The following is a 14,144-nucleotide window of genomic DNA, read 5'->3' as shown; positions in this document are numbered from 1 at the left end:
GCGCCCCTCCTTTCCTCGTCGTGTCAGTCGGCGTCGTGTCAGTCGGCGCTGACAGTGGGCCCGCCGTTGTCCGGGCCGGGGATGCTGCCGGTGTCGTCCGGGATGGGGCTCGACCGCTCCGCCGCCTGCTCGTCCGGTAGCCCGGACCCGCCGCGCGCCGCCTCGTCGGCTGCTGGCTCGGCCTCGGCCGGCGCCGCCACCTCGCCCGTGGGCTCCGCGACCGACACCTGCGCGGGGCGCAGGACCCGACCCGCGTGCAGGTAGCCGGCTCGGAAGACGTCCACACAGGTCGGGCCGGTCACGTCAGCCCGGTAGGAGTGCATGAGCGCCTCGTGGACGGACGGGTCGAACTCGTCGCCCGGCGACCCATAGCGCTCCAGGCCGGCGGCCTCCAACGTCGCCTCGAGGGCCTCGGCGATGGCCTTGAAGGGACCTTCGAGATCCCCGTGGTCGCGGGCGCGGCCGATGTCGTCGAGGGTCGACAGCAGGCTGGCGAGCAGCTTGGCGCTCGCCTGCTCGCCGATCTGCTGGCGGTCCCGCTCGACCCGCCGGCGGTAGTTGTCGAACTCCGCCTTCAGCCGCTGCAGATCCGCCGTGCGCTCGGAGATCTGCTGCTGCAGGGATGCGACGAGCTCGCCGTCGGCCTCCTGGCCGAAGGCTCCGGGGGCAGCGGCGCCCGCCACCCCGCCGGGCCCGGCGGCGGCATCTGCCCGCACCTCACCGCTCTCCGGATCGATCCGCCGCCGGTCGCGCACGACCACGCGAGGCTCCTCCTCGTCGTCTCGACTGCCGGACCCGCTCGCACCCCACCAGTCACCTGATTGACCGGAGGTCACTTCTTGTCCTCCTCGTCCACGATCTCGGCGTCGACCACGTCGTCGTCGGCCGGTCCGCCGGCACCGGGGGCACCCGCCCCCTCCTGGGCGGCCTGCGCGTACATGGCCTGGCCCATCGCCTGGCTCGCGGCGGCCAGAGCGTCGGCGGCCTCGCGGATCGCCGCCGTGTCGGTGCCCGCGACGGCACCACGCAGGGTGCCGAGCTTCTCCTCCACGTCGGACTTCACCGCGGCGTCGATCTTCTCGCCGTTCTCGGCCAGGAACCGCTCGGTGGAGTAGACGAGGGTCTCCGCCTTGTTGCGGGTCTCGGCCTCGTCGCGGCGGTTACGGTCCTCCTCGGCGTACTGCTCCGCGTCGCGGACCATCCGGTCGATGTCATCGCGCGGCAGGGCGGACCCACCCGTGATCGTCATCGACTGCTCCTTGCCCGTGCCGAGATCCTTGGCGGACACGTGCACGATGCCGTTCGCGTCGATGTCGAAGGTCACCTCGATCTGGGGCAGGCCGCGCGGGGCCGGCGGGAGCCCGGTCAGCTCGAACATGCCGAGCTTCTTGTTGTACGCGGCCATCTCGCGCTCACCCTGGAACACCTGGATCTGCACGGAGGGCTGGCTGTCCTCGGCGGTGGTGAAGATCTCCGAGCGCTTGGTGGGAATCGTGGTGTTGCGCTCGATGAGCTTCGTCATGATTCCCCCCTTCGTCTCGATCCCGAGCGACAGCGGGGTGACGTCGAGCAGCAGGACGTCCTTGACCTCGCCCTTGAGCACGCCGGCCTGCAGCGAGGCGCCGACGGCGACGACCTCGTCCGGGTTGACACCCTTGTTCGGCTCCTTGCCGCCGGTGAGCTCGCGGACCAGGTCGACGACGGCGGGCATCCGGGTGGAACCACCGACGAGAACGACGTGGTCGATGTCGCTGACCTTGATGCCCGCGTCCTTCACCGCCTGCTGGAAGGGGTGCTTGCAGCGGTCGATCAGGTCGGACGTCATCCGCTGGAACTCGGCACGCGTCAGCGACACGTCGAGGTGCAGCGGGCCCTCCGCCGAGGCGGTGATGTAGGGCAGGTTGATCGACGTCTGGCTGGACTGGGAGAGCTCGATCTTCGCCTTCTCGGCGGCCTCCCGCAGCCGCTGCAGGGCCATCTTGTCCTTGCCGAGATCAACCCCGTGCTGACCGTTGAAGGTCTTGATCAGGTGATCGGTGATCCGCTGGTCCCAGTCGTCACCGCCGAGGTGGGTGTCGCCAGAGGTGGACTTCACCTCGACGACGCCGTCGCCGATCTCCAGCAGCGAGACGTCGAAGGTGCCGCCACCAAGGTCGAAGACCAGGATGGTCTGCTCCTTCTCGCCCTTGTCCAGCCCGTAGGCGAGGGCCGCCGCGGTCGGCTCGTTGACGATCCGCAGAACGTTGAGGCCCGCGATCGTGCCGGCCTCCGTGGTGGCCTGCCGCTGGGCGTCGTCGAAGTAGGCGGGGACGGTGATGACCGCATCCGCGACGGTCTCGCCGAGGTAGGACTCGGCGTCCCGCTTGAGCTTCTGCAGGATGAAAGCGCTGATCTCCTGCGGAGTCAGGTCCTTCGCGTCGACCTTCATCTTCCAGTCGGTGCCCATGTGGCGCTTGACCGACCGGATGGTGCGCTCGACGTTGGTGACCGCCTGCCGCTTCGCGACCTCGCCGACCAGGACCTCGCCGTTCTTCGCGAAGGCCACGACCGACGGGGTCGTGCGAGAGCCCTCGGCGTTCGCGATCACCGTGGGTTCNCCGCCCTCGAGCACGCTCACGACGGAGTTCGTGGTGCCGAGGTCGATGCCGACCGCTCGTGCCATGTCTGTGTGCCTCTCGATCCGTGTCGGCGCGCAGACGGTGCGTGCGAGCCGACCTCGTGGGGTGGAACCTCTCGGTGGACCGATTCTCCGAGGGCCACCNGGAGAGTGCGGTCCTGCTAACGCTAGGGCGTATCAGGAGGTTGAGCCTTCCTGACTCATGATGACGGCTCCTAGCATAACCCGGCAGAGGTGAGTCTGCCAGACTCAACTTTACCGACCCGGGTGTGATTCCCGCGGAGGCGGTCCGGCGGGAGACACCGATCGGTGGTGCGGCCGGTCGTGTCCGGCCCTCCGGCGGATGGCGGGCGCGGTCGGGTGTCGCCGCGCGGGATCGCCGCGCGGGGGCGCCCGGTCGGGCGATGCGAGAACCTCCGGCTCGCCCGCCAGCGCCGGGGGCTGCGGGCATGCCACAGACCCGACGCCGCCCGCCGGGTCAGGGACCGGCGGGCGGCGTCGGGTGCGGAATCGGGGCGGACGGTGCCCGGTCAGGAGTCGGCGGGCGGCTGCGGCTTCGGCTTCGCATCTCCGGACGGGGAGCTGTCCGGCGGGTCGCCCACGCTGCCCGCGGCGCCGTTGCGGGGTGGCGCGGCGGCTGCCCGCGGCGGCCGCACGGCGGCCAGGATGCGGCCCCGGCGGGCGCCTGCCCGGGGTCGGGCGCCCCCGCCACCCGGAGCGGCCAGGCCGATCGAGGTCACCGGGCCGGCGGCATCGGGCGGGTCGTCGTCGGCGAGATCCGCGGCCTGGGCCGGCGCCTCGCGACCCGGGACGGCCAGCGGCATCCCGGTCCGCTCGCTGAGGTCGGCCTGCCGGCCCAGGTCGGCCTCGATCTGGGCGAGCCGGTCGAGCATGTCGCTGGCGTCGCCGTCGCGCTCGCGGATGGTGCGCAGCGCGTCCATCAGGGTCAGCCACTGGTCGCGGTCGACGGTGACCTGGTCGGCCAGCCGGTTGGCCGAGAAGGCCGGGAACAGCCGCTCCGCCGCGGCGATGATCTGCCGTACCTCACCCGGGTTGAGGCGGCCGGGCTTCTTCCGGATGAAGTTGGCGACGTCCTTGATGCTGATGATCGTCACACCGTCGAGGGCGCCGTCGCTCCACAGCACGTTGGCCTCGACCATCACCAGGATCGGGTTGACCGGAATCTTGAGCATCGGCAGCGCTGCCCGAACCTGGCTGCGGACCTCGCCACCCAGCCAGGAGGTCCGGTCGATCACCGGCTTGAGTGACTCGCCGTCGCAGATCGCCCCGCCCTTGGTGTAGCGCACGGTCCCCTTGCTGTTGTCGCTGCCGATCACCATCACCCCACCGGGGCCGATCACGAGGTGGCCGATGGTCGCCTCGGAGTACGGCACGGACCGGTCGTGGAGGATGATGTAGCCCTGCCTACGCAGCCGGGCGATGGCCCGGGCGGTCCTGCGCTCGGCCTCGGCGCCCTCCCGCAGCGACTCGATGTCCGGTGCGGTGCCGTACGCGGCGATGATGATGCCGGCCGGCCAGGCCAGGAAGACCAGGAAGAACACCGCGATCGCGATGCCGGGCTGCCCGACCCCGAAGCCGATGACCAGGGCGAGGACGAAGCCGACCACCGCCGCCCGCGCCGCGATGCGGGGGACCTGCCGCGTCAGCCGGTCCCGCCGGACCAGTGCCTGGTTCTCCCGGGCCCGCTGGTATTCCGTCTCCAGGGACTGCCCGGGACGGCCGACTCGGGTCATCGTCGGCCGGGTGCTCGTTGCCATCGTGCCCACCATGGTTCGCAGGGGTCGTCAACGTTGGTAGCGGCCCGTCCGCCGGGAACGCCGGGCATCGTCGCGACAGCGCTGGCACCGAGCCCACGCATGCCTAGGGGAAGCATGCACCGCGGGACACACGATCGCCCGGTCCACTGTGGGCGAAAGGCCGTCCCCATGGTGCGTCGAAGATCCTTGCAGCACAAGGGTTGACATCATCGACTCGGGTGCCATCGCGGCGCGGACGTGGGCGGGACGTGGTCGGACGTGGCGGGACGGTGCTGGCGCCGCGCCCGCCGCCGGCCACCCGCCGACGCCGGCGCGGGTGCGCGGATGCGTGACGGCGCGGTAGTCGCGGCGGTGCGGGGCGTTGCGCGTCGGTTGGGCATCTGCCACTGAAAGTAGCAGTCCAGCGCACCCGGCGCGGGTGATCGGGCCTTCGGACCCCCTATATCGGGCCGCTCGGACCACGTCGTGGCAGGGTCGGGTGGTAGGCGGGCTCGCCGCCGGCTGAAGAGGTCAACGCCGTCCGTATCCGGATCGCGAAGACGACCTTGGCCGGTGGATGGGACGGGGCTCGTCGAACGGGTGGTGCGGATCACTCGTCCCATTTGTTACTAGCCGGTACGAGTAGGCTCACCCGCGATGGTGGGTGCCAGATGGAGGATGCTGTGAGAATTGCGATCGGTGGAGCGATCACGCTGATCGCTCTCGCGGTAGCCGGACGCCGGGTGTTCTGGCTGTTCCGGCTGATCAGGTCGGGACAGCCGGTGCAGGGCCGGCTGGACGACCTGCCGAAGCGCATCTGGACCGAGATCAGCGAGGTCGGCGGTCAGCGGAAGCTGTTGAAGTGGTCGGTGCCGGGCATCGCGCACTTCTTCACCTTCTGGGGCTTCACAATCCTGCTGCTGACCGTCATCGAGGCCTATGGCGGTCTGTTCGACGACGACTTCCACATTCCGGGATTCGGCCACTGGGCGGCCATCGGCTTCCTGGAGGACTTCTTCTCCGTTGCGGTGCTCGCCGGACTGATCGCGTTCACGATCATCCGGATCAAGAACGCGCCCGCCCGACTGGAGCGCAAGTCGCGCTTCTACGGCTCGCACACCGGACCGGCGTGGGTCATCCTCGGCCTGATCACGGCCGTCGTCGTGACCCTGCTGATCTACCGCGGCGCCCAGTACAACACCGGGAACCTGCCGCAGGGCCAGACCAAGTGGGCCTTCGCCTCCTACGTCGTCAGCCGGATCTTCTCGGGCCTCTCGCACGATGTGAACGAGGACATCGAGACGGCCTTCCTGCTGCTCAACATCGCGGTCATCATGGGCTTCTCCGTGCTGGTGGTGTACTCCAAGCACCTGCACATCGGCCTGGCCCCGATCAACGTCGTGCTCAAGCGCGAGCCGGCGGCCCTCGGCCCGCTCGGCAGCACTCCCGACATCGAGAAGCTGATGGAGGAGGACGAGCCGCTCGTCGGCGTCGGCAAGGTCGAGGACTTCACCTGGAAGGCGATGCTCGACTTCGCCACCTGCACCGAGTGCGGGCGCTGCCAGAGCCAGTGCCCCGCCTGGAACACCGGCAAGCCGCTGTCGCCGAAGCTGCTGATCATGGACCTGCGCGACCACCTGTTCGCCAAGGCTCCGTACCTGCTGTCGACGAAGGGCGAGGCCGAGGGCGAGGAGGCACCGAAGGCGGTCACCGGGGTCGAGGAGGACGCGCACGCCCACGCTCACCACGGCGTGCCCGAGTCCGGCTTCGGCCGGGTGCCCGAGCCCGGCCAGCCGCAGGTGGACCGGCCGCTCGTCGGGACCGCCGAGGAGGGCGGGGTCATCGACCCCGACGTGCTGTGGTCGTGCACCAACTGCGGTGCCTGCGTCGAGCAGTGCCCGGTGGACATCGAGCACGTCGACCACATCGTCGACATGCGCCGTTNCCAGGTGATGATCGAGTCGGCGTTCCCGTCCGAGGCCGGCNTCATGCTGCGCAACCTGGAGAACAACGGCAACCCCTGGGGCGTGTCGCCGCGGACCCGCACCGAGTGGACCGAGGGCCTGCCCTTCGAGGTGCGGATCATCGGGGACGGCGAGCAGATTCCCGAGGACGTCGAGTACCTCTACTGGGTCGGCTGCGCCGGCGCCATCGAGGACCGGGCGAAGAAGGTCGCGCGGGCCTTCGCCGAGCTGCTGCACACCGCGGGCGTCGAGTTCGCGATCCTCGGCACCAACGAGTCCTGCACCGGTGACCCGGCCCGCCGGCTCGGCAACGAGTACCTGTACCAGGAGATGGCCAAGGCGAACATCGAGCTGTTGAACGAGACGGGCGTCAAGAAGATCGTCGNGACCTGCCCGCACTGCTTCAACAGCCTCGCCCGGGAGTACTCCTCGCTCGGCGGCGAGTACGAGGTCGTCCACCACACCCAGCTACTCGGCAAGCTCGTCGAGGAGCGCAAGCTGGTGCCGATCACCCCGATCGACTCGTCGGTCACCTATCACGACCCGTGCTTCCTCGGCCGGCACAACAAGGTCTACACCCCGCCGCGGGAGATCCTGGAGGCCATCCCCGGCATCCGGGGCCAGGAGATGCACCGTTGCAAGGAGCGCGGGTTCTGCTGCGGCGCCGGCGGCGCGCGGATGTGGATGGAGGAGAAGATCGGCAAGCGGGTCAACGTCGACCGGATGGAGGAGGCCCTCGGCCTCGACCCGGACGTCGTGTCCACCGCGTGCCCGTTCTGCATCGTGATGCTGACCGACGCCGTCACTGAGAAGAAGCTCGCGGGTGAGGCGAAGGAGAGCGTCGAGGTGCTCGACGTCTCCCAGCTCCTGGCCCGTTCGCTGGCCCCGGCGACGCCGGCCACGACCCCGGCCGAGCCCGTCGGCTGACCTGCGCCAGCCCCGCCGCGACCCGGGACCCTCGCCAGCCGCGAGGGTTCCGGGTCGTTGCCCTTTCGGCGGTGGATCAGGCGGGCGGGAGCTCGCCGTTCGGGACGGCGGCGCGGGTGAAGTCGCGGTAGGCGCGGGATGGCGTCGGACCGCGCTGGCCCTGGTAGCGGGAGCCGTAGACGGCCGAGCCGTAGGAGTGCTCGGCCGGCGAGGTCAGCCGGAACAGGCAGAGCTGGCCGATCTTCATACCCGGCCAGAGCTTGATCGGCAGTGTCGCGACGTTCGACAGCTCCAGCGTGACGTGCCCGGAGAAGCCGGGATCGATGAAGCCGGCCGTCGAGTGGGTGAGCAGCCCGAGTCGGCCCAGGCTCGACTTTCCCTCCAGCCGGCCCGCCAGGTCGTCCGGCAGGGTGATGATCTCCAGCGTCGAGCCGAGCACGAACTCGCCCGGGTGCAGCACGAACGGCTCGTCGCCGTCGGGTGCGATGAGTTCGGTGAGATCCTCCTGCTCGACCGACGGGTCGATGTGGCTGTACCGGTGGTTGGCGAAGACCCGGAACCAGCGGTCGAGCCTCAGATCGATGCTGGACGGCTGGATCAGGGCGGGGTCGTGGGGGTCGAGGCGGATCCGGCCCGCGGTGATCTCGGTCCGGATGTCCCGGTCGGACAGCAGCACGTCGAGGACGTTAGAGCATGCGTGGTCGATCTTCATCGTCCGTCCGCCCGGCCACCGCCGGTCGAGGGTTCGCCCGAGGGAGTGAGACGTAGCGTGACAGGGGTAGGTAGAGGCGTGTCCGCTCGGGGAACGCCCGGTCGGAACGGGGCGTCCCGGCGGAAGGGCGGGGAACGCGGACACAGGCGGGAGAAGCATGTTCGGGCTACCCGATCACATTCAGGCGTGCCTGTTCGATCTCGACGGGGTGCTCACCAATACTGCGACGGTGCACGCGGCCGCGTGGAAGGAGATGTTCGACGACTTTCTGGAGAACTGGGCCAGCCGGTCCGGTGAACCGTTCGTCCCGTTCGACATCGGCCGGGACTACGCCGACTACGTCGACGGCCGGCCCAGGGTCGACGGGGTGCGTGCCTTTCTCGCCGCCCGCCACATCCGGCTGCCCGAGGGGACCGTGGACGACCCGCCGTCCGCGCTGACCGTGAACGCGCTGTCCAACCGCAAGAACATCCTGCTCCTGAAGCGGATCAGGACCGACGGCGTGGAGGTCTATCCGGGCTCGAGGACCTATCTGGAGGAGCTGTCGAGGCGCGGGGTGCCCCGGGCCGTGGTCTCCTCCAGCGCCAACTGCGTGGAGGTGCTGCGATCCACCGGCCTCGCCGCCTTCGTCGACGCGGTCGTCGACGGCGTGGTCGCGGCCCGGGACCACCTGGGCGGCAAGCCGGCGCCGGACACCTTCCTCGCCGGCGGCCGGCTGCTCGGCGTGCCGCCGGAGCGGGCGGCGGTGTTCGAGGACGCCCTGGCTGGCGTCGAGGCCGGCCGGGCCGGCGGCTTCGGCTACGTGGTCGGCGTCGACCGGGTCGGGCAGGGGCACGCCGAGCAGTTGCGCAGGCACGGCGCCGACGTCGTCGTCAAGGATCTGGCCGATCTGCTCGCGCCGTCCGCGCCGTCCGCGCCGTCCGCCCCTGGGCGCGGCCCGGCATGATCGACAAGGCGTCCTACCTGATCGAACCGTGGGCGATCCGGGAATCCGGCGTCGACCTCTACGATCTGGGCCGGTCCGAATCGTTGTTCGCGTTGTCCAACGGCCACATCGGGCTGCGCGGAAACCTCGACGAGGGTGATCCACACGGCCTGCCCGGCTCCTACCTGAACTCCGTGCATGAACTGCGCCCTTTGCCGTACGCCGAGGCCGGGTACGGATATCCCGAATCCGGGCAGACGGTCATCAACGTCACCGACGGCAAGATCCTTCGATTGCTGGTGGACGACGAGCCGTTCGACATCCGGTACGGCGAACTGCGGTCGCATCAGCGGATGATCGATTTCCGGGAGGGCGTGCTCACCCGCGACGTGGAATGGGTCTCACCGGCCGGCCAGACGATCCGGGTGCATTCCGAGCGGCTGGTGTCGTTCTCCCAGCGGTCCATCGCCGCCTTCTACTACGAGGTCGAGGCGATCGGGAATCCGGCCCGGGTCGTCATCCAGTCGGAACTGGTCGCCAACGAGCAGCTCCCGACCTGGCGCGGGGATCCGCGGGCCGCCGCCGTGCTGGAGTCGCCGCTGATCTCCGAGCGTCACCGTGCCGACGGGACCAAGGTCGAGACCGTCCACATCACCCGGCACAGCGAGATCCGGGTCGCCGCCGCCATGGATCATCACTTCGAGGGCCCGGACTCGCTGGGCATCTCCTCGGAGAGCGAGCCTGACGCGGGTCGGGTCACCGCGACGGTCGTGCTGCTGCCCGGCCAGAAGCTGCGGATGGTCAAATGGCTCGCGTACGGCTGGTCCGAGCAGCGGTCCCTGCCGGCGCTGCGCGACCAGGCCGCGGCCGCGCTCGTCGCCGCCCGCCAGACCGGCTGGGGCGGCCTGGTGCGCGAGCAGAAGGAGTACCTCGACGCGTTCTGGGCGCGCGCCGACGTCGAGGTCGACGGCGATCCGGAGGTCCAACAGGCCGTCCGGTTCGCGCTGTTCCACGTCCTGCAGTCGGCCGCCCGGGCGGAGCGCCGCGCCATTCCGGCGAAGGGCCTGACCGGTCCGGGCTACGACGGGCACGCCTTCTGGGACTCCGAGACCTACGTGCTGCCGGTGCTGACCTACACCGCCCCCGACGCCGCGGGCGACGCGCTGCGCTGGCGGCATGCGACCCTGCCGCTGGCCCGGGAGCGGGCCGAGCTGCTCGACCTCGCGGGCGCCGCGTTTCCCTGGCGCACCATCCACGGCGAGGAGTGCTCCGGGTACTGGCCGGCGGGGACGGCGGCGTTCCACGTCAACGCCGACATCGCCGACGCGGTCGCCCGCTACGTCAACGTCACCGAGGACGAGCGGTTCGAACGCGAGGTCGGCCTCGAGATCCTGGTCGAGACTGCGCGGCTGTGGCGCTCGCTGGGTCACCACGACCTCGACGGCCGGTTCCGCATCGACGGCGTCACCGGCCCGGACGAGTACTCGGCGATCGCCGACAACAACGTCTACACGAACCTGATGGCGCAGCGGAACCTCATCGCCGCCGCGGACGCCGCCCGCCGCCATCCCGACCGCGCCGCCGAGCTCGGCGTGGACGCCGAGGTGACAGCCTCCTGGCGGGACGCGGCCGAGGACATGTTCATCCCCTACGACCCCCATCTCGGGGTCCACCCGCAGTCCGAGGGCTTCACCGAGCACCAGGTGTGGGACTTCGAGCACACCACGGCCGAGCAGTACCCGCTGCTGCTGCACTTCCCCTACTTCGACCTCTACCGCAAGCAGGTCGTCAAGCAGGCGGACCTCGTGCTCGCGATGCAGCGCTGCGGCGACGCGTTCACCATGGACGAGAAGATCCGCAACTTCGCCTACTACGAGGCGCTGACCGTCCGGGACTCCTCGCTGTCGGCCTGCTGCCAGGCCGTGATGGCCGCCGAGTGCGGCCATCTCTCCCTCGCCCACGACTACCTGCGCGAGGCCGCGCTGATGGACCTGCGCGACATCGAGCACAACACCGGTGACGGCCTGCACATGGCCTCGCTCGCGGGAAGTTGGATCGCGCTCGTGGAGGGCTTTGGCGGCCTGCGCGACGGCGGCGAGGTCATCGCCTTCTCCCCCCGCCTGCCCGAGGGCCTGACCAGGCTCGCCTTCGGCCTGTGCGTGCGCGGGCGCCACCTGCGGGTGGAGGTGTCCGATGCGACGGCCACCTACACCGTCTCCGAGGGGCCGGCGATGACCCTGCTCCACCACGGCCAGACGGTGCGGGTCCAGCCGGACGAGCCGGTGAGCCTCGACGTGCCGCCCGCCCCCGTGCTGGAACGACCCAGGCAGCCCCCCGGCCGCGAGCCGCTGCGCTTCCTGCGCCCGCCCGGCGAGGGCGGCCAGTCGAACCCCGGCGCGGGCTCCAGCGCGGGCGGCGCCGCCAGCGTCGGCGGCGGCCACGGCGGTGTCGGCGGCCACACCGGCGGTCACGGCGGTCATACCGGCGGCCGCGGTGGTGCCGGCAGCTTCACCGGCGCGGTCCCTTCCAGCACCGGCAGCAGCATCGACGGCTGACCACCGCCCCGGCGTCGGCGGCCCGACCGGGCGCCGACGGCGATCTGACCGGGGCGCCGGCCGAGCCACCGGCGGCGGGGCGGGGACACGGAGCCTTCCCGTGCTCCCGCGCCGCCCCGCCCTGCCACCCCGGCCCCTGCATCCGGTACGATGCGGATGCACTACGCGGGCGTAGTTCAGAGGCAGAACACGAGCTTCCCAAGCTTGCAACGCGGGTTCGATTCCCGTCGCCCGCTCCACTCTGGGTTCCCTGGGCAGACGAGGCCTGACCAGGGATATTTAGCAATTGTGCCGAGGGGCCGAGCCCGGTCAGGTCTCATCACCGCAGCGTGAGCTGGGTATGTGCCGTTTTGGGGGAGTTGCGGAACCATCGGAATCCCGGTGGTTGTCCTATTTGCAACCACCTGACGGTTGGTCAATGTCGGTGGGTTTCGGTTGTGTCAGGTTGCGGATACGCGGGGCTTCAGTCTGCTTGAAGGTATGGACCCTCGACACCTCTACATAACACATTGGCGATCACAGTGCTGGTCGCGTCATCGCCGTGGAGATCGTCGATAGAGCGTCCGGGTGCGGGGGTTCGTCCCGCCGCAACCAAAGCGGTGGGTGGTGGAGCAGGCGTGGGGCCCCTTGATGTTGCACCGGCCCGGCGGGTCCAGGTCGACCAGACGGTGGTCCGGCTGCGGGAGGAGATCGCCGGGCTCGAACTGGAGCTCGCCACCGCGCAACCGTTGGAGATCATCCGGGAGACGCTGCTGGAACTGGCCACCGAGAACGTCAGTGTGCCGACCCGAGCCGCAGTCCATCGTCCTTCCGCTATTTCGCGGATATCATATCCATCGAAGAGCGCGGCATGGACACGGAGTACTGTCGATGGCATCGAAAGAACATGTAAATCTTCTATCCCAGGGCGTAGACGGCTGGAATGAGTGGCGTAGAAAGCATCCAGATGTGCGGCCAGAATTCAGTGGAGTTACATTCCGGGAGGCGAATCTTGTCGGAGCCGAACTGAATGGCGGAGATTTTCGAGACACCAGATTCGTTGACACACAACTGTATGGGGCCAATCTGCGTGCCGCAGACTTCACCAGCACCCAATCTCCAGTGTCAGCTCACATTCTGTCGGTGCGAGGATTCGAAGAGGTCCATGATTACCGGGGAGGTGCAGATCTCGGGGGCACGGACCTGTCGTGTGCCGACCTAAGTGGAGCCAACCTCAGTGAGGCAAACCTGCGGCGGGCGAGCCTGGAACGCGCCACACTTGATCAGGCTTCTCTGCGGCGTACTGACCTGTTTCGGGCAAACCTGAGCGGAGCGGATCTGAGTTACGCCGACTTGCGTGAGGCGACGCTGGTGGACGCCACCATTGCACCCTCCGTGTGGCAGCATGACATACACTTCGGATCGGGGTCATATGTCGGCACCAATTCGTACGGAATCATCGTCAGCTATGCAGAGTTTGACGATGAAGGATCGGAATCCAAGATAACACCGAACCTCATGGGCGCCAATCTCCGGGGTGCCGATCTAAGAAGTACGACTCTGGTTGAGGCCAATCTGGAAGGTGCCGATCTTACCGGGTGTCACGTCTATGGAATCTCCGCATGGGGACTGCGAATGAGTGGCGCTACTCAGAAGGACCTGGTCATCACTGCTCCCGGCGAGCCCGTGGTCACAGTCGACGATCTTGAGGTCGCTCAGTTCGTTCATCTTATGCTCAATAACGGCAAGATCCGTAACGTTATTGACACAATAACATCGAAGGCGGTGTTGATCCTAGGGAGATTCACCGCTCCGCGAAAAGAAATACTCGACTCCCTAAAAGATCAACTTAGGCGTCGGGGTTATCTTCCGATAATGTTCGACTTCGATGGTCCGGCATCGCGCAATCTTACCGAGACAGTCTCGACCCTGGCTCACCTTGCGCGATTCATCGTGGCCGACATTAGTGATGCGAAGAGCATTCCTCAAGAGTTGATGCGGATAGTCCCCAGTCTGCCCTCGGTTCCCGTCCAGCCGCTGATTCAGTCTTCACACACCGAGTACGGGATGTTCAAGGATTTTCGGGACTATCCATGGGTGCTGCAACCATATGTGTACGATGATCCGTCTCAACTCCTGGCCTCGCTCGAGCAGCAAATCATCCGTCCTGCGGCCGAGAAAGCCGACGAGATTCGCGCACGGCGAGCGACTTCTTGAACCATAAAAGACTTTGAATGGCTCGGACGGAGTTGGCTGCGGCTTGTCGAGCGTTCGGGCTGGCGGGATCTGCCAGGCGAGCGCTCTACCGTCGTGATCGATCTCCGATGAGTCCCCGAGTGCACTGACGTCCGAGCTTCGTGTGGCTATAGCGCGATAATCTCTGAGGAGCACTGAATTCCGACGGTGACTTTGCGCGACATGCCGAGTNCGCGATGTCTGTCCGGAAAGTCCGCAGCGCGCCGATCGGGTGATCGCGGTTTGGATCCCGGCGTATTCCGCGCGGAGCTGGGCTGGTGTGGAAAATCACACGGCGTTCGTCCACGCCTTGTTGGTGCACACGGCGGCTGGATCATCCCATCCCGCCCCAAGCCCCGACGCGCAGCAGAGAGGACCAGACGACATCCACCCCGAGCCTTCAGCGCCCCCCGAATGGCCCGCCGATCAAACCCCGACACGGCCGTACGCGCCCTAAAAGCCCTGGTCAGCGG

8 protein-coding genes, 1 tRNA gene and 3 pseudogenes are annotated in these 14,144 nt (G+C 68.5%); 7 read left to right on the top strand and 5 right to left on the bottom strand.

What is annotated here, in order from left to right; genetic code table 11:
• Positions 1-38: 38 nt before the first annotated feature.
• The 4 genes and pseudogenes from grpE to UK82_RS10400 all read right to left on the bottom strand — a co-directional run bounded on the left by grpE (position 39) and on the right by UK82_RS10400 (position 4,395).
• The gene (gene grpE / locus UK82_RS10410; RefSeq protein ID WP_370657242.1) at positions 39-755 is read right to left on the bottom strand and encodes a nucleotide exchange factor GrpE; all 717 of its coding nucleotides are present in this window, start codon (positions 753-755) and stop codon (positions 39-41) included.
• Between the two features lie 77 nt (positions 756-832).
• Positions 833-2,596, bottom strand: a pseudogene (gene dnaK, locus UK82_RS10405) (molecular chaperone DnaK); the annotation flags it as partial.
• Position 2,597: 1 nt separating this feature from the next.
• A partial coding sequence (locus tag UK82_RS41450) for a hypothetical protein (RefSeq protein WP_255354280.1) occupies positions 2,598-2,662 on the bottom strand: 65 nt, incomplete at its 3' end.
• A 485-nt stretch (positions 2,663-3,147) separates the two neighbouring features.
• Positions 3,148-4,395, bottom strand: a complete 1,248-nt coding sequence (locus tag UK82_RS10400) for a nuclease-related domain-containing protein (protein WP_044884023.1) — start codon at positions 4,393-4,395, stop codon at positions 3,148-3,150.
• Positions 4,396-5,057: 662 nt separating this feature from the next.
• On the opposite strand from UK82_RS10400, the pseudogene UK82_RS37065 reads away from it, so the two are divergent.
• From UK82_RS37065 to UK82_RS37055, 3 genes and pseudogenes are all read left to right on the top strand, one after another.
• Positions 5,058-6,318: pseudogene (locus UK82_RS37065) on the top strand (4Fe-4S dicluster domain-containing protein); the annotation flags it as partial.
• Positions 6,319-6,360: 42 nt separating this feature from the next.
• Positions 6,361-6,723, top strand: a pseudogene (locus UK82_RS37060) (heterodisulfide reductase-related iron-sulfur binding cluster); the annotation flags it as partial.
• Between the two features lies 1 nt (position 6,724).
• On the top strand, positions 6,725-7,265 hold a 541-nt coding region (locus UK82_RS37055), incomplete at its 5' end, for a (Fe-S)-binding protein (protein WP_236705756.1).
• A 76-nt stretch (positions 7,266-7,341) separates the two neighbouring features.
• Here the strand turns inward: UK82_RS37055 and dcd are convergent.
• Positions 7,342-7,941, bottom strand: a complete 600-nt coding sequence (gene dcd / locus UK82_RS10390) for a dCTP deaminase (RefSeq protein ID WP_044883951.1) — start codon at positions 7,939-7,941, stop codon at positions 7,342-7,344.
• Positions 7,942-8,134: 193 nt separating this feature from the next.
• On the opposite strand from dcd, the gene UK82_RS10385 reads away from it, so the two are divergent.
• From UK82_RS10385 to UK82_RS10370, 4 genes are all read left to right on the top strand, one after another.
• On the top strand, positions 8,135-8,923 hold the full coding sequence (locus UK82_RS10385; RefSeq protein ID WP_055406989.1) for a beta-phosphoglucomutase family hydrolase: 789 nt from the start codon (positions 8,135-8,137) through the stop codon (positions 8,921-8,923).
• A complete protein-coding gene (locus tag UK82_RS10380) occupies positions 8,920-11,457 on the top strand; it encodes a glycoside hydrolase family 65 protein (RefSeq protein ID WP_044883949.1) in 2,538 nt (845 codons plus the stop codon). Before UK82_RS10385 ends, UK82_RS10380 begins: the two co-directional genes overlap by 4 nt.
• 165 nt (positions 11,458-11,622) lie before the next feature.
• Positions 11,623-11,696, top strand: a tRNA-Gly gene (locus UK82_RS10375).
• A 631-nt stretch (positions 11,697-12,327) separates the two neighbouring features.
• Complete coding sequence (locus UK82_RS10370) at positions 12,328-13,653, top strand: pentapeptide repeat-containing protein (protein WP_044883948.1); 1,326 nt, start codon at positions 12,328-12,330, stop codon at positions 13,651-13,653.
• Positions 13,654-14,144 lie beyond the last annotated feature (491 nt).

This window comes from Frankia sp. ACN1ag (assembly GCF_001414035.1).
GTDB classification, from domain to species: domain Bacteria; phylum Actinomycetota; class Actinomycetes; order Frankiales; family Frankiaceae; genus Frankia; species Frankia torreyi.
The sequence above is the reverse complement of the archived record's forward strand: the minus strand, read 5'-3'. Positions and strand labels throughout refer to the sequence as shown.